This is a genomic window from Nonlabens sp. Asnod3-A02 (assembly GCF_045063755.1).
Taxonomy (GTDB): Bacteria; Bacteroidota; Bacteroidia; order Flavobacteriales; family Flavobacteriaceae; genus Nonlabens; species Nonlabens xylanidelens.
Window position 1 is genome coordinate 792307 of record NZ_JBEFOC010000007.1, and the last position, 19949, is coordinate 812255.

Here is a 19949-nt window from a genome sequence, read left to right on the forward strand (position 1 = left end):
TTGTACCATGCTAGCAGCGTTTAAAAATCATATACAAATCCATTTTCCAGAATTTTTTACAACATCTATTGCCGTTGCAATAAGTGGTGGAAAAGACAGTACGGTTTTAGCTCATTTGCTACATCAATTGGACTTAAATTTTGAACTCATTCACTGTAATTTCCATTTAAGAGATTCAGAAAGTGATGGAGATCAGGTTTTTGTAGAAGAAATGGCTGCAAATTTGGAGCGTAAACTACATGTGTTACATTTTAATACATCGCAAGTAGCTCAAGATAGAAATATATCTATTCAAATGGCTGCTAGAGACTTAAGGTACGATGCTTTTGATAAAATCGCTGTAGATAAGAAGTTCCAACATATTCTCGTGGCACACCATCTAGATGATCAATTAGAGACATTTTTAATTAATCTAGGACGCGGCGCGGGACTGCATGGACTTACAGGGATAAGAGAGCGCAATGGTTTTATTTCTAGACCTTTATTGCCTTTTTCTAGAGAGCAGATAAGTGATTGTGCTACACATAACCGTATAGCGTGGCGTGAGGACAGTAGTAATAGCTCTACTAAATATTTACGCAATAAATTAAGACACGATGTAATTCCTTTACTTCATGATGCGTTACCACATCTCGAGGGTAATTTTTCTAGTACTTTGAGCTATCTAAAAAACTCAGAAATGTTGCAAGATGTTGAGGTGGCACGCTTTCGCGAAAGCGGAACAAAAACAATCTCAGGTAACCTAGAAATTAGTATTGAGTTATTAAAAGAGTCTTTAAAACCAGATGCTTATCTTTTTGAACTTCTAAAAGACTATCGTTTTAATATACAGGACGCGGTAAAACTCTTAGATTCTGAGAATGGGAAAACTATTAAATCTGGTGAGATGAGGTTGGTAAAAGATCGTGATGTTTTAATTCTTTCTGAGGCAAATCATATCAATGAAGTGTACATAGAAATTGATGAAACAACTACAGCTGTTACGATCACGGAGGTCTGTTTAGAAATAAAACATATAGAGAATGACGATTTACTTACTTATGTGAAGAATAATAGTAGTAAGAATAAATTATTTATAGACACTAGTAAGTTAATAATGCCGTTAATATTAAGAACATGGCAGCACGGAGACCGCATGCAGCCTTATGGAATGAAAGGAAGTAAGTTAATAAGTGATTTATTAACGGATAGTAAAATCTCTTCTTTAAAACGAGAAAAAGCCTTAGTATTGACAAGTGGTAACGACCTTATATGGCTGGTAGGAAAAAGAGCCAGTCAACACCATACGATAACGAGTAGAACACAATCCATTATAGAAATAACAATAAAACTATGAGAAAACTTCTCTTTGCTTTAATAGCTTTAGTTTCTTTACAATTAACGGCCCAAGAAGATCCTGTTTCATGGTCTGGTGAGGTAATAAAGTTGACAGATAATGAATATGAATTAATTACAACTGCCACCATGGAACCTGGCTGGCACATTAATTCTCAAGTTATATTGCCAGAAGAGAATTCTGGTCCTATACCTACCAGCATTAATTTCTATGATGTAGAAGGTAAAATAGAATTGATAGGAGAGAATAAAGAAACAGGATCTTACACTGCTTATTCTGATATATGGGAATTTAATGTATATGAATTTACTGATATAGCTGTTTTTAAACAGAAGATAAAGGTTTTAGATTCAGATCTAGAATATATAATTGCAAGTGCTTTTTATCAAACTTGTGATGATGAGATGTGTTTGCGTCCTACAGATAAAGGCGTGAGTTTTAAAATAAAACCTGATGCAGTAATACCTGCAGGAGCATTTGATATTATAGAAAAATATCTTGATGATGATAAAGAACCTATAGTTGCTGGTGCGCCAGACGCATCTTCTATTAAGGAGAAAAAAAATCATGAAAATCTTGCGACAGATACTGAAAAGGTAAAAGAAGAAGAAACTAAAAAAAAAAATAACGAAGAATTAAAAGATGATACTCAGGGAGAAGATGAAGACCGTAGTCTTTGGGGTATTTTTATAGTTGCATTTCTCTCTGGCTTTGCAGCGCTTCTTACACCGTGCGTGTTTCCTATGATACCGCTTACGGTTAGTTTCTTTACTAAACAAAGTGCTAATAGAGCAAAAGGGATTTCAAATGCTATTTTATACGGCATTTTTATAATCGTTATTTACGTTTTGTTGGGTACCGTGGTGACAGCTATTTTTGGTTCAGAGTCCCTGAATCAATTAAGTACTAATGTGTATTTTAATATCGCATTCTTTTTGATTTTAGTGGTGTTTGCAGCTTCTTTCCTAGGAGCTTTTGAAATTACATTACCACAGTCTTGGGCTAATAAGGCAGATGAGAAAGCTAGCAAGGGTGGGATAGCTGGTATCTTTTTTATGGCTCTAGCTTTAGCAATCGTATCTTTTTCTTGTACAGGACCTATTGTAGGTTCTCTAATTGTTGAAGCAGCTTCTAAAGGTGGATTAGCTCCTGTAATAGGAATGTTCGGTTTTTCACTTGCGATAGCCTTACCGTTTGCATTATTCGCTATTTTTCCAGGATGGATGAATTCCTTGCCTAAATCAGGCGGCTGGTTAAATACGGTAAAAGTTGTTTTAGGATTTTTAGAATTAGCATTAGCATTTAAATTTTTATCTGCTGCTGATTTAGTTTTTCAAACTCACATTATTGAGCGTGAAGTCTTCTTAGCGGTATGGATAGCGATTTTTGGAGGTCTTTCTTTATATCTTTTAGGTAAAATAAGAATGCCGCATGATGGTCCAGATAGTAGTATATCTGTAGGTAGATTGTTTTTAGGACTGGTTGTTATGACTTTTACAATTTATTTAATTCCTGGTTTATGGGGAGCACCATTAAAATTAATTTCAGGATTCCCGCCACCACTAAATTATGCTGAATCTCCATATGGAGTAGGCTATACAAAGCTAGAGACAAATGAAGAAGTGCCTGAAGGTGCGCATCTAGCTGTTCATGATATTATTGCATTCCATGATTATAACGAAGGTCTAGCTTATTCAAAAAAGGTAAATAAACCTATTTTGGTTGATTTTACAGGTTGGGCTTGTGTGAACTGTCGTAAGATGGAGGAGCGAGTGTGGAGTGATCCATTAATACTTAATATGCTCAAAAATGATTTTATTTTGATTTCCTTATATGTAGATGATAAAAATAAATTACCGGAGGAGGAGCAATACATTTCTGAAACTACTGGTAAGAAAGTTAGAACGATAGGCGACAAATGGATGGAATTTCAAAAGAATAACTATGAAACTGCTGCACAACCGTTATATGTTTTAAAAGATAAAGATGGTAATGATATAGATAAGCCCATCGCATACACCCCAGATGTTGAAGAATATGCAGCGTGGTTAAAGAAAGGCTTAAAAAAATAATTTAATAACCTTAAAAAAATCTTAAAAACCGATTCAATTTTGAATCGGTTTTTTTGTTAGAGTATCTTTAGGGTTCAATATATATTTATGAAACAAATAATAGTTATAGTGGCGCTGGTGCTGCTTATTTCTTGTAAAGAAGAAGGAAAAGATACCGCTTTTGTAAAAGCAAATAGTACAGAAAAAGCTGCCCAATTTAATGACTGGCTAGCGGTTCAATTTCAGGAAGATTTATCTCGTGATCCACAGATGCAAACTTCTATGGGAAGCAAAGAGAATTATGGAAAGTGGACAGATATATCATCAGACCACGAGCTAGAATCTAAGAAGATAGCAGAAAGAAGGTTAGCTTATTTAAGAGATTCTATTCATAAAGAAGGACTTACCGGCCAGGATCGATTGAGTTATGACTTGTATTATCAAAAGCAGAAACAAGGAATCGCAAACTTTGATTACAGATTATATACTTATCCAGTAAATCAAATGCACGGAATGCAGTCTGAAATCCCTGCGTTTTTAATAAATCAACACAGGATAGATAACGTTTCGGATGCTAAGGCGTATATATCTAGATTAAAAGGAATCCAGCCACTTTTTGAGCAACTATCTGAGAACTTAAAGTTAAGAGAGTATAATGGTATTATGATGCCACGCTTTGTGTTTCATCATGTACTAAAGGACAGTAGAAATGTTATAGATGGCTATCCGTTTAACGATAGTAAAAATAACAGCACGTTAATGGAAGATTTTTTAAATAAGATTTCTAAATTAAAGCTGTCTTCAGAAGAGAGAAAACAACTAGAAGAAGAAGCTGTACTGGCACTTCAAAACGAAGTAGAATCAGGTTATAAAACATTAATAGCGACTTTAGAAAATCAGCAACAAAGAGCAACTTTGGAAGATGGTGTATGGAAATTTCCTAAAGGTGATGAGTTTTATGAATATGCTTTACAACAAACTACGACCACTGATATGACAGCAGATGAAATTCATAAATTAGGTCTTTCTGAAGTGGCGCGTATACATGGAGAAATGGAAGAAATTATGAAGAAAGTGAATTTTGATGGTTCCCTTCATGATTTTTTCAAGTTTATGAGAGAAGATGAGCAGTTTTATTATAGTGATGATGCTTCTGGAAAAGCAGAGTATCTTAAAGAAGCTACTGCTATCATAGAAGATATGAAAGGAGATCTGGACCAGTTGTTTATTACGAAGCCCAAAGCAGATATTAAGGTAAAAGCTGTAGAGGCTTTCCGCGAGGCAAGTGCAGGAAAAGCATTCTATCAACAGCCAGCTATCGATGGAAGTAGGCCAGGAACTTATTATGCTAATTTATATAAAATGAAAGCAATGCCTAGTTATCAGATGGAAGCTTTAGCTTATCATGAGGGTATACCAGGGCATCACATGCAAATTGCTATTGCGCAAGAATTAGAAGGAATACCAGATTTTAGAAAACATAGTTTCTATACAGCTTATGTAGAAGGTTGGGGACTTTATTCTGAATTGATACCTAAGGAAATAGGAAAGTATGAAGATCCTTATAGTGATTTTGGTAGATTAGCTATGGAGTTGTGGAGGGCTTGTAGACTTGTTGTCGACACAGGAATCCATACCAAAAAATGGAGTAGGGATGATGGGATTAAATATTATGTAATTAATACTCCTAATGCAGAGATAGATGCTGTGAAGATGGTGGAACGCCATATAGTTATGCCGTCTCAGGCGACTGCTTATAAAGTTGGTATGAATAAGATTTTAGACTTAAGAAAAATGGCGAAGGCTGAGCTGGGTGATGATTTTGACATCAAGGAGTTTCATGATGTAATTCTTACTAGTGGAGCATTACCATTAACTGTATTAGAAAAACAAGTAAAAGCATACATACAGAGTAAAAAGCAGTAATGGCTTTTCTATAGATTACATGGTTAAAAGGTTATCGTTTACTCGGTAACCTTTTTTTATATGTTAAATGTCGGTTGTGAAATTCTTATTTAATACAATAAAATTTGAGAAGTTGATAATCTGCCTGGTACCGAGTTAACTGGTTCAATGAGAAGAGTAGCTTGATAGCCTTATAATTTATCCTTATGAAGTGATGACAAGATGCCTTGATAAGATGATTTGTGTAGCTATTTGAATTCGATAGATAGATAGATGATATATCTTATTCTAGTTTAAGAATTGGTATTGGCTATGTTGATGTTATGGGGTGTCTGCTATAGCGATGTTTAACATGTTAATCAGTAAGTAATAAGTAAGTAAGTAAGTAAGTAAGTAAGTAAGTAAGTAAGTAAGTAGATATTTAGCTATATAAAACCTTGATAATTCAATGGCTATTTTAAAATTAGACATAAAAAAAGAGCCGCAATTTGCGGCTCTTTTAAATTTAATATGACTTGAGTAATATTAGTTAACTCTAAAAGTAACTCTTCTTACTAATTGTCTAGCTTCAGCACTGTTCTTATCAACAGATGCATCTTCACCGTCACCATTATGGCTTAAACGACTTGCGTCGATACCAGCAGCAGTTAATACATCGTTAACCATCTTAGCACGACGCTCAGATAGGTTTTTGTTATAAGCAGGACTTCCTATCTCATCAGCAAAACCTGTAAGAGTAGCAGTTGCACTTGGGTTATCTTTCATGTATTGAACGATAGTATTAATAGCTCCTAAAGAGAAAGTAGCTGGCTTAGTACTATTAAACTTGAAATATACATTTACATAACCTTCGTTGATTAATTGCTTCACAAGGTTCTTGTTGTTACCATTAGCACCGTTGTTACCAGCGATAGCAGTTTGTAAGTCAGAAGGTGTAGCAAAACGAGAATCTAAAGCGCTTTCCATATCATCTGGAATACCGTTTTTGTTCAAGTCAATTGCACGACCCTTACTGTCTACACGTACACCACTTTCAGTATTGTTGTCTCTATCTAAATAGTTTGGTACACCATCTTGGTCATCATCACCATTTTCTTGAGCCATTTTCTCCATTTTAGCAGCGATGTCTTCAACTTTAGCGTTGATTGGGCTTTCCGCAAAATCAGCTGGAGTATCTCCAGATCCTAAGTATAAAGTAATACCAACAGATGCGTTAACAAGAAAACCGTCAAAACCTCTTAACGTACCTCTATCAAGACCATCATAAGTAAGGTCTTGTCTTACATGACCTAAGATTGATAAATCTCCGAATAATGCTAAACTATTAGTTAACTTAATTTGTGGAGTAACACCTGCTTGAAAATTAAGCATGTGATCTGTACTAGTTTCTACAGGCTCTGAACCTTTAAGGAAAGAAACTCCCATACCACCATGCAGTAATAAACCAAAACGTTGTGTCCATTCTCTTGCTCCTAATACCTCTGCAGCATTAACAACACCTTCTAATGTAAATCTATAATAATCTGATTGGAAATCAATACTGTTTTTATCTCCTTCGATATTGTCGTAACCAAAATCAGCATTTACACCAAATTTGTTATTGAACATATATCTAACACCTAAGTCTACTTGATAAAGAGACGGTGTATTGGTAAATGCACCACTAGATAATGGTCTAACTGGCTTGTTAACACCGGCTCCGAAGTCTATCGCCCAATGTTTAAGGTCTGGTCCGTTTGATACAGATTCTACTTCTTCTGTAGTCTGAGCAGTAGAGGTTAAAAACCCTAATGCTATAAATGATAATGTAACTAATTTTTTCATAAGTATTTTAACTTGCTTTCAAATGCAAATATATAAATATATTGAAAACACCATTGGTTTAAAGTTTTAAATTTTTGTAAAATTAAAGTATTTTTTAAACGAGGTTGATTGTGTTGCCTCCACTATCGAGTAATTGTGATGTGTTTTAATTGTGTATGGATATATTACTATTCGTTAAAAGATGTTTGTAGATTTGTTGTTTATGTTGATTTTGCTTTCGCGAAAACGAAACTGTTATAAGATTATACTTTAAATTATATGGGCAAAAAAATATTGATTACTGGTGGTGCTGGGTTTATAGGGTCGCATGTGGCACGTTTATTTGTAAATAAATATCCTCATTATGAGGTTTATAATCTTGATGCGCTTACCTATGCTGGGAATCTGGAAAGTCTTACAGATTTAGAAGAAGCTGCTAATTATCATTTTCTTAAACTTGATATTACGAACGAGGTGGAGTTGGATAAAGTTTTTGAAGAATTAAGATTTGATAGTGTTATTCATCTAGCTGCAGAGTCTCATGTAGATCGATCTATTAAAGATCCTTTATCCTTTGCAAAAACTAATATAATAGGAACTCTTAATTTACTAGAGTCGTACAAAAAGCACAAAACAGATTCTGATGGTGTTTTCTATCACATAAGCACCGATGAAGTATATGGTTCTCTCGGTGCAACTGGTTTGTTTACTGAAGAAACTTCTTACGATCCTAATTCTCCATATTCTGCCTCAAAGGCTAGTTCAGATCATTTTGTTCGAGCTTATGGAGAGACCTATAAATTACCTATTGTCATCTCTAATTGTTCTAATAATTACGGTTCTTTTCAGTTTCCTGAAAAATTAATTCCTTTATTCATAAACAATATCATAGAAGAAAAGCCTTTACCTGTTTATGGAGATGGTAATTACACTAGGGATTGGCTGTTTGTAGAAGATCATGCCAGAGCTATTGATGTTATTTTTCATAATGGTAAAAAAGGCGAGACCTATAATATAGGAGGTCATAACGAATGGAAAAATATTGATTTAGTAAAGTTGCTTTGTAAGAAGATGGACGAGGCTTTGAGCAACGAGGTGGGTGAAAGTGAAAAGCTTATTACTTTTGTAAAGGATAGGCCGGGACATGATTTGCGCTATGCTATCGATGCGACTAAAATAAGTAAAGAACTCAATTGGGTGCCATCACTTGATTTTGAAGAAGGATTAGAACGCACCATTAACTGGTATCTAAATAACGATAAGTGGTTAAAGAACATCACGACTGGAGCATATCAAGATTATTATAAAAACCAATACCAATAATTATGAAAGGAATTATTCTAGCAGGTGGATCTGGTACACGATTGCATCCATTAACCCTAGTGGTCAGTAAACAATTGTTACCTATTTATGATAAGCCTATGGTGTACTATCCACTGTCTGTTCTTATGCAGGCAGGGATTAAGGAAGTTCTATTAATTTCTACCCCTAGTGATATTCATAATTTTGAACGCTTATTAGGTGATGGTAGTAAGTTTGGTATACAAATAGAATATATGGTGCAGCCTAGTCCTGATGGACTTGCACAAGCTTTTATATTAGGAGAAGATTTTATAGGTGATGATTCTGTAGCACTGGTGCTAGGAGATAATATTTTTCATGGTGCCGGTTTTTCTGATTTATTAGAACGCGCAGTTCAAAAAGTAGAGAAGGATCATGTGGCAGTTGTTTTTGGTAACTATGTAAAAGATCCTGAGCGTTATGGTGTTGCGACTTTTAATAAGCAAGGAAATGTAACGAGTATCGAGGAGAAACCAGAGAACCCCAACTCTAACTATGCAGTTGTCGGACTTTATTTTTATCCTAATTCAGTTATAAAAATAGCCAAAGGACTTCGGCCATCTAAAAGAGGAGAGCTAGAGATCACTGCCGTAAATCAGTATTACTTAAAAGAAGAATGTCTTGATATGCAAATTTTAAGTCGTGGTTTTGCTTGGTTAGACACTGGTACGCACGAGGCTTTGACAGAAGCTACAGAATTTGTGAAAGCTGTAGAAAAAAGAACAGGGCTCAAAATTTCTTGCTTAGAAGAAATAGCGTTAATGCAGAAATGGATATCTCCAGAAGAATTGCAATTGCAGGTTAAAGACTTAAAAGGGGATTACTATGATTATATAAAAGAAGTGGTGTTGCGTAATAAATAATGTAATGAACATATTGATATTGTGAAAAGTTAATAAATTTAACCGTTATAGATAGACGTTTATAAATATTTATACCATTGAGTAATAATGCAAAATTATTCTATTAAATCTTATGAAATTTAAAATACTAATTACTGGTGCTGCCGGATTTATAGGTAGCAACCTTTGTGAATATTTTGTTGAGAAAGGACACGATGTGTTAGGTATTGATAATCTTGCCACAGGTCATATGAGTAATATAGAACCTCTTCAAGAAAAAGGTAATTTTACTTTTATAAAAGGAGATATACGTGATATTGACACTTGTCATAAGGCAGTTTTAGGAAGAGATTATGTATTGCACCAGGCAGCTTTAGGTAGCGTCCCTAGATCGATAAAAGACCCTATAACCACTAACGATGTAAATGTAGGCGGCTTTTTAAATATGCTGGTAGCTTGTAAAGATGCAGGTGTCAAAAAAATGGTTTATGCTGCGAGTTCTTCTACTTATGGAGATTCTAAAAGTATGCCTAAGGTAGAAGAAGTAATTGGTAAGCCATTATCACCTTATGCAATTACAAAATATGTGAATGAGCTTTATGCAGACGTGTTTTATAAAACCTATGGTTTAAACACGATTGGGTTAAGATATTTTAATGTCTTTGGTCGCAAACAAGATCCTAATGGTGCTTATGCTGCTGTGATTCCACTTTTTACTAAGCAATTAATGAGTAAACAATCTCCTACTATTAATGGAGATGGTACCTATTCTAGAGACTTCACTTATATTGATAATGTAATTCAGGCAAATGAAAAAGCAATTCTTGCAGATCATCCTGAAGCTGTAAATACCGTTTTTAACGTTGCTTATGGCGACCGTACTGATCTTAATATGTTGATCGATTTATTAAAACAGTCGTTATCTAAGCATGACAAAACTATTTTAAACGTAGAAACTATTTATGGTCCTTTAAGAGTGGGAGATGTTCCTCATTCTTTGGCATCCATTGATAAAGCAAAGAGGCTACTGGACTATCAACCTCAATTTAATTTAAAATCAGGTTTAGATGAGGCAGTGGACTGGTATTGGTCTAACTTATAATCCTTAATTTCGCTTTCGCGAAAGCGAGATAATTATTTTTCAATAAGATAAAATGAATAAAAAAATAACTGTAATAGGTCTAGGTTATGTTGGGTTACCGCTAGCTAGGTTGTTTGCTACTAAATTTAGTGTGGTAGGTTTTGATATTAAGGCATCACGTGTTGCAGAGGTAAATAATGGCGTAGATAATACATTAGAGTTAGATTCTAGTGTTTTGTTGGATGTTTTGAAAAGTTCGAACGATGATCAAAAAGGGCTCTACTGCTCATCTCTAGAAGCTGAGATATCTGATTCCAATGTGTACATAGTTACAGTGCCTACACCTATAGATAAAAATAATAAACCTATTCTTAATCCATTGTTTGAAGCTAGTAAAACAATTGGGAAAGTACTTAAGAGTGGTGATGTCGTTATTTATGAATCTACAGTGTATCCTGGCGTAACTGAAGAGGAATGTGCGCCTATTTTAGAAGAAGTTAGTGGCCTTGTTTTAAACAAAGATTTTTTTGTTGGTTACTCGCCAGAACGAATTAATCCTGGTGATAAAGAACATACCATTGAGAAAATTCTTAAAGTTACCTCTGGAAGTACTCCTGAGTCAGCAAAGGATGTAGATGAGTTGTATAAAAGCGTCATTACTGCCGGTACTCATCTAGCGCCTAGTATCAAGATAGCTGAGGCAGCTAAGGTTATTGAGAACTCTCAGAGAGATATTAATATAGCTTTTGTAAATGAACTAGCTAAAATATTTAATAAACTAAATATCAATACTCATGATGTGCTAGCTGCTGCGAGAACAAAATGGAACTTTCTTCCTTTTACTCCAGGACTAGTCGGTGGTCATTGTATAGGTGTTGATCCATACTACTTAGCTCAAAAGGCACAAGAAGTAGGGTATCATCCAGAGATTATTCTAGCAGGTAGAAGAGTAAATGATAGTATGGCTTCTTATGTTTCTAGTCAAGTAATAAAGTTAATGCTTAAAAATAATATTGATATATTAAATAGTAAGGTGTTAGTGTTAGGAATCACATTTAAGGAAAATTGCCCTGATGTTCGTAATACAAAATCTGCTGATATTGTAAAAGACTTATTAGAGTATGGTGTAGATGTAAGACTCCATGACCCTCTAGCGAATACCAAAGAGGTGTTTGAACAGTATGATTTAGTCTGTGATAATCAATTAAGAGAAGATAAATATGATGCTATCGTTTTAACGGTAGGTCATAGTGTGTACAAGAGGATAGATTTTAAAGAATATTTGAATGAATCTTCTGTGGTGTATGATGTTAAAAGTATTTTAGGTAATTTTGCCAATCAAAATTTATGATATGAGTATTAAGAATATTTGCTGTATTGGAGCAGGTTATGTAGGTGGTCCCACGATGACGATGATTGCTGCTCAATGTGCTGATATCATAGTTAATGTTGTTGATATTAATGAGAAACGTATCGCAGCATGGAATGATTCTAATACAGATAATATTCCTATATATGAGCCAGGGTTATCAGAACTAGTGAAAAAAACTAGAGGTAAAAATTTATTTTTCTCAACTGAAGTTGATCAGGCTATTCAAGATGCTGACATGATCTTTATTTCAGTTAATACACCTACAAAGACATATGGTGTAGGAAAGGGGATGGCTGCAGATTTAAAATATATAGAGCTATGCGCTAGACAAATAGCAGCAGTGGCCACTACTGATAAGATTATTGTTGAAAAATCAACGTTGCCTGTTCGTACTGCGGAGGCTCTAAAACGTATTCTCGATAATACTGGTAATGGAGTAAACTTTGATATTCTTTCAAATCCAGAATTTCTTGCAGAAGGTACTGCGGTAAGTGATTTGTTGAATCCAGATCGAGTTCTAATAGGTGGTGAAGAGACCGATAGAGGAAGATTAGCACAACAAGCATTAGTTGATGTGTATTCTAATTGGGTGCCCAAAGAACAAATTTTAACGACTAATGTTTGGTCATCGGAGCTTTCAAAGTTAACGGCCAACGCCTTTTTAGCTCAACGAGTAAGTAGTATTAATGCTTTGTCAGAATTATGTGAAGTGACTGAGGCTGATGTGAATGAAGTTGCGAGAGCTATAGGTGCTGACAGTAGAATAGGTTCTAAATTTTTAAAAGCCTCTGTAGGGTTTGGAGGGTCTTGTTTTCAAAAGGATATTTTAAACCTAGTGTATATTTCTAAATCTTATGGATTACATGAAGTTGCAGATTACTGGGAGCAAGTGATTATTATGAATGATCATCAGAAAAGAAGGTTTGCAAGAAAAATAGTACAAACCTTATTCAATACAGTATCAGGTAAGAAAATAACTTTATTAGGTTGGGCGTTTAAAAAAGACACCAATGACACTCGAGAGTCTGCCGCTATTTATGTAGCTGATTATTTATTGAGTGAACAAGCTGAGTTGGTTATTTATGATCCTAAAGTTACTGAGGAGCAGGTTTATAGTGACTTAGATTACCTAGGAACTAGATCTGAGGGAGAGAATAGAAGGTTAGTAAAGGTATTAAATTCACCTTATGAAGCAATGGATAAGGCTCATGCTATTGCTGTTTTGACAGAGTGGGATGAGTTTAAAACACTTAATTGGAATGATATATTTGACTCAATGTTAAAGCCAGCTTTTCTTTTTGATGGAAGAAGTGTTTTAGATCATAAGAAGTTAAATGCAATAGGTTTTGATAATTATGTAATTGGAAAAGGTCCATGCTAATTATTTTTATAAACATAAATAATTTACCAAAATATTAAATAAAGAACATGAATTTAAAAGATAAATCAATACTCATCACAGGAGGAACAGGATCATTAGGAAAGGCGTTGACTTCTCATATTCTTGAAAACCATGTAGATGTCAAGAAGATAATCATATTCTCAAGAGATGAGCAAAAGCAATTTGTAATGGCGCAAGAGTACCCAGCGTCCAAATATCCACAGATTAGATTTTTCATTGGTGATATTAGAGATTTTGACCGTTTAAAAAGAGCTTTTAAAGGAGTAGATTACATAATACATGCTGCAGCAATGAAACATGTACCCATAGCAGAATACAATCCTATGGAATGTGTTAAGACGAATATCATGGGAGCTGAAAATGTTATAAATGCAGCTTTAGAAACAGAGGTGACTCGTGTTGTAGCTCTTTCTACAGATAAAGCTGCTGCGCCTGTTAATCTATATGGTGCGACTAAATTGGCTTCAGATAAACTTTTTGTTGCCGCAAATAATATTGTAGGTTGGAATCCTATTAAATTTAGTGTGGTTAGATATGGAAATGTAATGGGGAGTAACGGTTCTGTTATTCCTTTCTTTTTAAATAAGAAAAAAGAAGGAGTGTTACCTATAACTTCAGAAGATATGACTCGTTTTAATATCTCTTTACAAGGAGGTGTAGATATGGTTATGCATGCATTAGAACACGCATGGGGTGGAGAAATATTTGTTCCTAAAATACCATCTTACCGTATAACAGATGTTGCAGTAGCTATAGGTCCAGATTGCGAGCATCCTATCGTTGGTATACGCCCAGGAGAAAAAATACATGAAGAAATGATAACTTCTTCTGATAGTTATTATACTTATGATTTAGGTAGATATTATACTATTTTACCAGCAACGCATAAATGGAGTTTAGAAGAATTTATAACAAAAAACTCTGCTAAAAAAGTAAAGCCTGAATTTAGGTATAATAGTGGAGAAAATGATGTATGGGATACGGTAGAAACTCTAAGGAAATTGATAGTAGAACATGTAGATTCAGACTTTAAAGTTTAAATAATAGAATTATGTCAAAAGCAATTCCATACGGTCGTCAAAATATTACCCAAGAAGATGTTAGTGCAGTAACTGAAGCGTTACAAGCTGATTATCTTACTCAAGGGCCTAGAATCAAGAAGTTTGAAGAAGAATTTGCTTCCTATGTAGGTTCTAAATATGCAGTTGCTGTTTCTAATGGAACTGCTGCTTTGCACTTAAATGCTTTGGCCCTAGGTGTTAAGCCAGGACATAAAGTAATCACTACACCTATTACCTTTGCAGCTTCGGCTAATTGTGTCAGATATTGTGGGGGTGATGTAGTATTTGCAGATATTGATCCAGAAACTTATTTGTTGGATATCCAGTCTGTAAGATCTTTATTAGAAAAGTCTCCATCTGGAACTTATAAAGGGATTATTCCTGTTGATTTTGCTGGCAGGGCCGTCGATTTAGAAGCTTTTAGAGAATTAGCAGATGAATTTAACCTTTGGATAATACAAGATAGTTGTCATTCTCCTGGAGGTTATTTTGTTGATTCTAAAGGAGTAGAGCAAAATTGCGGAAATGGAAATTTTGCTGATTTAGCTATCTTTTCATTTCACCCTGTAAAACATATTGCATGTGGTGAAGGTGGAATGATAACTACTAATGATAAATCACTCTTTCAAAAATTACTATCTCTTAGGACTCATGGAATCGTGAAAAATGATGATCTGTATACCAATAGTTTAGAATTTGCTTCCGCGAAAGCGAGTTCAGAACATTACCCTTTGTGGTATATGGAAATGCAAATGTTAGGTTATAACTATAGAATTACCGATTTTCAAGCCGCACTAGGTTCTAGCCAACTATTGAGAGCAAACATAGGTGTAGCCAAAAGGCGTGAGATAGCAGAGAGGTATTTCAATTATTTTGAAGGAAAAGACTATATAAAAAGTCAAAGTGGTGTTATAGAGGGGCATGCTTATCATTTGTATGTTATCGAAGTTGAAGATCGATTAGGTTTATATAATTATTTAAGGGAGAATAATATTTATGCTCAAATCCATTACATACCTTGTCATTTAATGCCTTATTATAGAGATTTAGGTTGGAAAGAGGGAGATATGCCTAATGCTGAAGCATATTATAGAAGATGTATTAGTTTACCCATGTTTCCTACTTTAACTTTAAAAGAGCAGAAGGATGTAATAGATTGTATAGAAGGGTTTTATAATGCGTAATTTATGTATAATCCCAGCAAGGGGAGGTAGTAAAAGAATTCCTAGAAAAAATATTAAGCCTTTTTTGGGAAAACCTATCATTGCTTATTCAATAGAGGTAGCTTTAAAGAGCAATCTATTTGATGTAGTTATGGTTTCCACGGATGATGAAGAAATCAAAAATATATCTCTGGAATATGGTGCCCAAGTCCCATTTTTAAGAGAAGAGACTAATTCAAATGATTTTGCAACCTTATCTGATGTTGTAGAGGAGGTTAAAAGCTCTTATCTTTTAAAAGAACAATGTTTTGATAATATTTGTTGTTTGCTACCTACAGCTCCTTTGGTTAATACAAAAATTATTAAAGATGGATTAAACCTTTTAATTGAAGAGGATGTGGACTCAACTAGACCAGTTGTAAGATATTCTTACCCTATTCAAAGAGCATTGATTTTAGATGAAAAGAATAAGATGAGTTTTTTAAATAATGAAAATGCAAAAATAAGGTCTCAGGACTTAAGTCCAACTTTTCATGATGCAGGTATGTTTTATTGGATGAATTTTGATAAAGGTTTAAAAGGAACTAATAAATACGCTTTTGAAATACCAGAGATATTAGCTCAAGATATTGATACTTTTGAAGATTGGCAGTATGCTGAGTTAAAGTTCAAATTTTTAAATAAATAATTTAGTTTAATTCTGATGCTTAATTTAACCAATGAATTCCTACTTTTTTATACCGGTAACTAAGTTACATAAAATTGATTCTTTAAATACCAAATCCATTGATCATATAATCATTGATTTAGAAGACTCTGTTAAGGCATCCGAAAGAGATGAATTAGTTCAAAATCTTTATTTTCATAGAAGCGCAAAGAACCATTACCTAAGAGTGCCTATTGTTTCAAGTAAAAACAAACTTGATCTTTCATTAATAGAAAGTTTTGTAGTCAAGGGTTTTACTAAATTTGTTCTACCTAAACTTAATTCAAAGAAACAACTTGATGATTTTTTGAGTCATTTAAATTTTAATACATTAGATTTAATTCTTTTGATTGAGTCTCCTAGGCTGTATTTAGAATTACAAGCTAGTATAATGTCTTATGTAAACTGTTTTAAGGCATTGTCTTTAGGGAGTCATGATTTTATTTCAATTTTAGGTAGCACTTATAATGAGTCCAACATCTTCTATTTAAGACAGATGGTCTTAATTATGGCTAGAAGTTTACAGATTGAAGCTATCGATGTAGCGTCAATGGACTTAAGATCAAACGATGAATTTAAAAATGAATTGAAGGTAGGGTTTGAGATGGGGTTTGACGGAAAGTACATAATACATCCTAATCAATTAGAAACATTGTTGGATTATAAGTTTTACACTAAGGAGGACTATGATAAAGCGCTTGCGATAATTAATGAAGTTGAGTTAAAAGGCGGGAAGGAAGAATTTGATCCTTTTGTTTTTAAAGGTCAGGTAGTTGAGCAACCGCATATAAATGCGGCTCTAAAAGTATTGAAATTTTATAAATAAATATATGAAAGCATTTGAAATTGGTAATTATTATGAAGACTTTATAGTCGGTGAAGTTGTAGAACATTCTACTTCAAAAACTATTTTTGAAAGTGATAATAACTTATTTAGTCTATTGTCAATGAACCATCATCCGGTACATACTAATATTGATTATGCAAAAGAACACCAACATGGGCAAGTATTAGTAGTAGGTACGTTAGTCTTCAGTATAGCAGTGGGTATGACTGTGCCTGATATAAGTGGTAAAGCTGTAGCTAATTTAGAATATGAGTCTGTTATACATCTTTATCCTGTATTTGTTAATGACACTATATATACACGAACTGAAATTCTTGATAAATGGATTACTAAATCAAACAATAAACGAGGTGTTGTTTATGTTGAAACAGTAGTTTATAATCAAGATAAGATTGACGTTTTAAAATTTAGAAGAAAAGTTTTAATCCCTTTAAAAAATTAAAGATGACTGAGTTTTTAATGCGTAGTTTGCTTTTTGTTCCTGCTCATAGCGAGAGGCTTATGGAAAGTGCGTCTAATACAACTACTGATGTTTTATTGTTAGACATTGAGGATAGTGTTCAACCTGTAGAGAATAAAGAAAAAGCAAGGTTAAAAGTTGTTGAGTTTATTAATAACGGAAAGTTTAAAAATAGAACAGTTTTCCCTCGTATTAATGATAGAGAAAGTGGACAGCTATTAAAAGATGTAATGTCTTTATCTATTGAAGGAGTTACTGGTTTTATGTATCCTAAAGCTAAGACAGGTGAAGATATATATTTTTTTGATAAACTTTTGGAAACTATCGAATTTGAAAAAGGATTTCCGATTGGAACTTTTAAAATTATACCATTAATAGAAACAGCTTCGGCAGTTTTACACGCTGAAGAAATTTGCAAAGCATCACCAAGAGTTGTTGCTATTGCTTATGGGTCCGAAGATTTTATTACAGATCTTCAAGGTATACATGACGAGGAGCATGTTTCTTTATTTACCCCACGTGCTTTAATAGCTATGAGTGCAAGAGCATCAGGTGTAATTCCCATTGACACAGTTCATGTTAGAGTTAAGGATTTGGTAGATTTAGAAGTTAATTTGAAATTGTCTGTAAAATTAGGTTTTGAAGGAATGCTGGTTTTAAATCCTAAAGAATTACCACTAGTTCATCAATATTATAGTCCTACCGATGAGGAGATAGTGCATGCCAAAGAAATTTTGAGGCTAGATGGAGAAGCTAGAGATAACGGTATGGGAGTAGCGATCATTAATAATAAATTCATAGGGCCTCCTTTTGTAGCAAAAGCAAAAAAGATTTTAGCTAAGGTGGATCATATCACTAAGCAACTTTCTAATTAGAAAAATAGCTCAATAATTTTTATTTTAATAATATTATAGTTCAATGAAAAAATTAATAATAATTGGTGGATTTGGGAATGGTACAGTTGCTCAATCTACAGTTAATGATATAAATGAAAGATCAAAAGAATGGGAACTATTAGGTTTTTTAAACGATAGAGAGGATGGGCCTATTAATGGCTCACCTGTTTTGGGGAAAATAGATAAAGAAACCGCTGCTAAATACTTAGAAGATGAAAATGTTTATTTTTTATACACTTTGATTTCGGTAAAATTAAACTTTAACTTTATTCATAAGCTTACAGATTTAGAAATACCTAATGAGCGTTTTGCAACTCTTATACACCCAACAGCTGTTGTTTCTAAAAATGCGAAGATAGGTTTTGGTGTTAGTATACAACCATTTGTATCTGTAGGTCCTAACGTAAGTATAGGTAATCATGTACAAATATACGCACAGTCTTTAATCGGACATGGATCAACCCTAGAAGACTATAGTTATGTGGCAAACAACGCTTGTATAGGTGCTGATGTTGTTCTGAAAGAAGGAGCTTATCTAGGTACAAATGCAACCACGCTAGAATTTGTTTCATTAGGTAAGTGGTCAGTATCAGGAATTGGTTCGGTTATAATTAGAGATGTTGATGATTATGGAAAAGTTGTCGGTAATCCAGCAAAGTCCATAGGTAGTGTCCGATAGTCAATTAGTTTTTAGAGTAGATGCTGGTGGTGAAATAGGTTTAGGACATTTCTATAGAAGTTGGAGTCTTGCAAAAAAAATGAAGTTATTAGGATATAATATCGTTTTTGTGCACTTGAAATCCTTTTTTTGGAATGAAATTTCAGATTTTGAATTTGATCACTTTGGATTTGATAAGGATGTAATACATAAAAAAACTGTTGAATTTTGTAATGAAAATCAAGTAAAAGTTCTATATGTAGACGGTATTATTGATTATTCAAGCCAAGATTTATCAGGTTTATTGGATAAGACTAAAATTGTTTTTTATCAAAATTATGGTATAGGAAAGGAGTTTAGTGATGTTTTTATTTTACCAGTAATATCAAAAGAAAAGGAGTTTTACGAGCCGTTTGAAGACAAAGAAACAATTATTTTTTCAGGATTAAATTATTTCTTATATAACGAAATTATACAGGATATTCCAGTAAAAGTAATTGAACCAACAAAAGATAATTTCAAAGTAGGAATTATAGCAGGGGGTAGTGATCCTAATAATGTATTATTAAAATTATTTTCTTTACTTAATCAAAGTGTAGATTCATTAATAGACTATACCTTCTACTATGGATCTAATTATGTGTTTAAAGAAAATATTCCAAAAACTTTACCTCATAACATAGCCTTTGAAAGTTTTGATCATCATGAAATTTTAAAGAATGATGCTTTAGTCTCTTCTTTTGGGGTTAGCACCTATGAATTTATGGTTTTAGGAATGCCTATTATAAGTTTTGGACATCAGCAAAGTAATGCAAATGCTTCTAAATTGTTGTGTGAGAAGACGAATGCAATAGTTGATTTGGGAAATATTGAACTATTAAGTATGGAAGTGCTTTTGGAAAACATTAATATATTAAAAGATAATATAGAATATCGAAAGGTATTAAGCGAAAGGTCTCAAAATACTTTGGATCGAAATGGTTTTGAGCGTGTGATTGAAATCATTACAAACTACACAAAATAAA

At 33.6% G+C, this 19949-nt stretch carries 17 protein-coding genes; 16 read left to right on the top strand and 1 reads right to left on the bottom strand.

Annotated features, from left to right (window positions below):
- Positions 1-7: 7 nt before the first annotated feature.
- From tilS to ACJJVN_RS07010, 3 genes are all read left to right on the top strand, one after another.
- Positions 8-1336: a tRNA lysidine(34) synthetase TilS gene (gene tilS, locus ACJJVN_RS07000; RefSeq protein ID WP_405377601.1), complete on the top strand. Its 1329-nt coding sequence runs from the start codon at positions 8-10 to the stop codon at positions 1334-1336.
- The gene (locus tag ACJJVN_RS07005; RefSeq protein WP_405377602.1) at positions 1333-3408 is read left to right on the top strand and encodes a protein-disulfide reductase DsbD family protein; all 2076 of its coding nucleotides are present in this window, start codon (positions 1333-1335) and stop codon (positions 3406-3408) included. The genes tilS and ACJJVN_RS07005 overlap by 4 nt, the downstream gene beginning before the upstream one ends.
- 87 nt (positions 3409-3495) lie before the next feature.
- Positions 3496-5313 (top strand): DUF885 domain-containing protein, encoded by a 1818-nt coding sequence (locus tag ACJJVN_RS07010; RefSeq protein ID WP_405377603.1) that lies wholly within the window; start codon positions 3496-3498, stop codon positions 5311-5313.
- 504 nt (positions 5314-5817) lie between these two features.
- Here ACJJVN_RS07010 and ACJJVN_RS07015 read toward each other — a convergent pair.
- Positions 5818-7116 carry an OmpA family protein gene (locus tag ACJJVN_RS07015; protein WP_405377604.1) on the bottom strand — a complete coding sequence of 433 codons (1299 nt, stop codon included), beginning with the start codon at positions 7114-7116 and terminating at the stop codon, positions 5818-5820.
- Between the two features lie 258 nt (positions 7117-7374).
- Here ACJJVN_RS07015 and rfbB point away from each other — a divergent pair, with 258 nt between their 5' ends.
- The 13 genes from rfbB to ACJJVN_RS07080 all read left to right on the top strand — a co-directional run bounded on the left by rfbB (position 7375) and on the right by ACJJVN_RS07080 (position 19948).
- Positions 7375-8418 (top strand): dTDP-glucose 4,6-dehydratase, encoded by a 1044-nt coding sequence (gene rfbB / locus ACJJVN_RS07020; protein ID WP_405377605.1) that lies wholly within the window; start codon positions 7375-7377, stop codon positions 8416-8418.
- Positions 8419-8420: 2 nt separating this feature from the next.
- A complete protein-coding gene (gene rfbA, locus ACJJVN_RS07025; protein ID WP_405377606.1) occupies positions 8421-9299 on the top strand; it encodes a glucose-1-phosphate thymidylyltransferase RfbA in 879 nt (292 codons plus the stop codon).
- Positions 9300-9411: 112 nt separating this feature from the next.
- A complete protein-coding gene (locus ACJJVN_RS07030) occupies positions 9412-10380 on the top strand; it encodes an SDR family oxidoreductase (RefSeq protein ID WP_405377607.1) in 969 nt (322 codons plus the stop codon).
- Between the two features lie 52 nt (positions 10381-10432).
- The gene (locus ACJJVN_RS07035) at positions 10433-11710 is read left to right on the top strand and encodes a nucleotide sugar dehydrogenase (protein ID WP_405377608.1); all 1278 of its coding nucleotides are present in this window, start codon (positions 10433-10435) and stop codon (positions 11708-11710) included.
- A gap of 1 nt (position 11711) precedes the next feature.
- Positions 11712-13112, top strand: coding sequence for a UDP-glucose 6-dehydrogenase (locus ACJJVN_RS07040; protein WP_405377609.1), 1401 nt, complete (start codon positions 11712-11714; stop codon positions 13110-13112).
- Between the two features lie 47 nt (positions 13113-13159).
- Entirely contained in the window at positions 13160-14173 is a 1014-nt protein-coding gene (gene pseB / locus ACJJVN_RS07045) for a UDP-N-acetylglucosamine 4,6-dehydratase (inverting) (protein WP_405377610.1), read from the top strand.
- A gap of 11 nt (positions 14174-14184) precedes the next feature.
- Positions 14185-15378: a UDP-4-amino-4,6-dideoxy-N-acetyl-beta-L-altrosamine transaminase gene (gene pseC / locus ACJJVN_RS07050; RefSeq protein ID WP_405377611.1), complete on the top strand. Its 1194-nt coding sequence runs from the start codon at positions 14185-14187 to the stop codon at positions 15376-15378.
- Positions 15371-16045 (top strand): pseudaminic acid cytidylyltransferase, encoded by a 675-nt coding sequence (gene pseF / locus ACJJVN_RS07055; protein WP_405377612.1) that lies wholly within the window; start codon positions 15371-15373, stop codon positions 16043-16045. The genes pseC and pseF overlap by 8 nt, the downstream gene beginning before the upstream one ends.
- A 31-nt stretch (positions 16046-16076) precedes the next feature.
- Complete coding sequence (locus ACJJVN_RS07060; protein ID WP_405377613.1) at positions 16077-16889, top strand: aldolase/citrate lyase family protein; 813 nt, start codon at positions 16077-16079, stop codon at positions 16887-16889.
- Between the two features lie 4 nt (positions 16890-16893).
- Positions 16894-17352, top strand: coding sequence for a MaoC family dehydratase (locus ACJJVN_RS07065; RefSeq protein ID WP_405377614.1), 459 nt, complete (start codon positions 16894-16896; stop codon positions 17350-17352).
- 2 nt (positions 17353-17354) lie between these two features.
- The gene (locus ACJJVN_RS07070) at positions 17355-18245 is read left to right on the top strand and encodes an HpcH/HpaI aldolase/citrate lyase family protein (RefSeq protein ID WP_405377615.1); all 891 of its coding nucleotides are present in this window, start codon (positions 17355-17357) and stop codon (positions 18243-18245) included.
- Between the two features lie 43 nt (positions 18246-18288).
- A complete protein-coding gene (locus tag ACJJVN_RS07075) occupies positions 18289-18945 on the top strand; it encodes a hypothetical protein (protein WP_405377616.1) in 657 nt (218 codons plus the stop codon).
- Positions 18935-19948, top strand: a complete 1014-nt coding sequence (locus ACJJVN_RS07080) for a hypothetical protein (protein WP_405377617.1) — start codon at positions 18935-18937, stop codon at positions 19946-19948. The genes ACJJVN_RS07075 and ACJJVN_RS07080 overlap by 11 nt, the downstream gene beginning before the upstream one ends.
- Position 19949 lies beyond the last annotated feature (1 nt).

Bases quoted from the DNA above. Each gene is read 5' to 3' on its own strand.
- tilS (WP_405377601.1), top strand. From the start codon at position 8: ATGCTAGCAGCGTTTAAAAATCATATACAAATCCATTTTCCAGAATTT.
- ACJJVN_RS07005 (WP_405377602.1), top strand. From the start codon at position 1,333: ATGAGAAAACTTCTCTTTGCTTTAATAGCTTTAGTTTCTTTACAATTA.
- ACJJVN_RS07010 (WP_405377603.1), top strand. From the start codon at position 3,496: ATGAAACAAATAATAGTTATAGTGGCGCTGGTGCTGCTTATTTCTTGT.
- ACJJVN_RS07015 (WP_405377604.1), bottom strand. From the start codon at position 7,116: ATGAAAAAATTAGTTACATTATCATTTATAGCATTAGGGTTTTTAACC.
- rfbB (WP_405377605.1), top strand. From the start codon at position 7,375: ATGGGCAAAAAAATATTGATTACTGGTGGTGCTGGGTTTATAGGGTCG.
- rfbA (WP_405377606.1), top strand. From the start codon at position 8,421: ATGAAAGGAATTATTCTAGCAGGTGGATCTGGTACACGATTGCATCCA.
- ACJJVN_RS07030 (WP_405377607.1), top strand. From the start codon at position 9,412: ATGAAATTTAAAATACTAATTACTGGTGCTGCCGGATTTATAGGTAGC.
- ACJJVN_RS07035 (WP_405377608.1), top strand. From the start codon at position 10,433: ATGAATAAAAAAATAACTGTAATAGGTCTAGGTTATGTTGGGTTACCG.
- ACJJVN_RS07040 (WP_405377609.1), top strand. From the start codon at position 11,712: ATGAGTATTAAGAATATTTGCTGTATTGGAGCAGGTTATGTAGGTGGT.
- pseB (WP_405377610.1), top strand. From the start codon at position 13,160: ATGAATTTAAAAGATAAATCAATACTCATCACAGGAGGAACAGGATCA.
- pseC (WP_405377611.1), top strand. From the start codon at position 14,185: ATGTCAAAAGCAATTCCATACGGTCGTCAAAATATTACCCAAGAAGAT.
- pseF (WP_405377612.1), top strand. From the start codon at position 15,371: ATGCGTAATTTATGTATAATCCCAGCAAGGGGAGGTAGTAAAAGAATT.
- ACJJVN_RS07060 (WP_405377613.1), top strand. From the start codon at position 16,077: ATGAATTCCTACTTTTTTATACCGGTAACTAAGTTACATAAAATTGAT.
- ACJJVN_RS07065 (WP_405377614.1), top strand. From the start codon at position 16,894: ATGAAAGCATTTGAAATTGGTAATTATTATGAAGACTTTATAGTCGGT.
- ACJJVN_RS07070 (WP_405377615.1), top strand. From the start codon at position 17,355: ATGACTGAGTTTTTAATGCGTAGTTTGCTTTTTGTTCCTGCTCATAGC.
- ACJJVN_RS07075 (WP_405377616.1), top strand. From the start codon at position 18,289: ATGAAAAAATTAATAATAATTGGTGGATTTGGGAATGGTACAGTTGCT.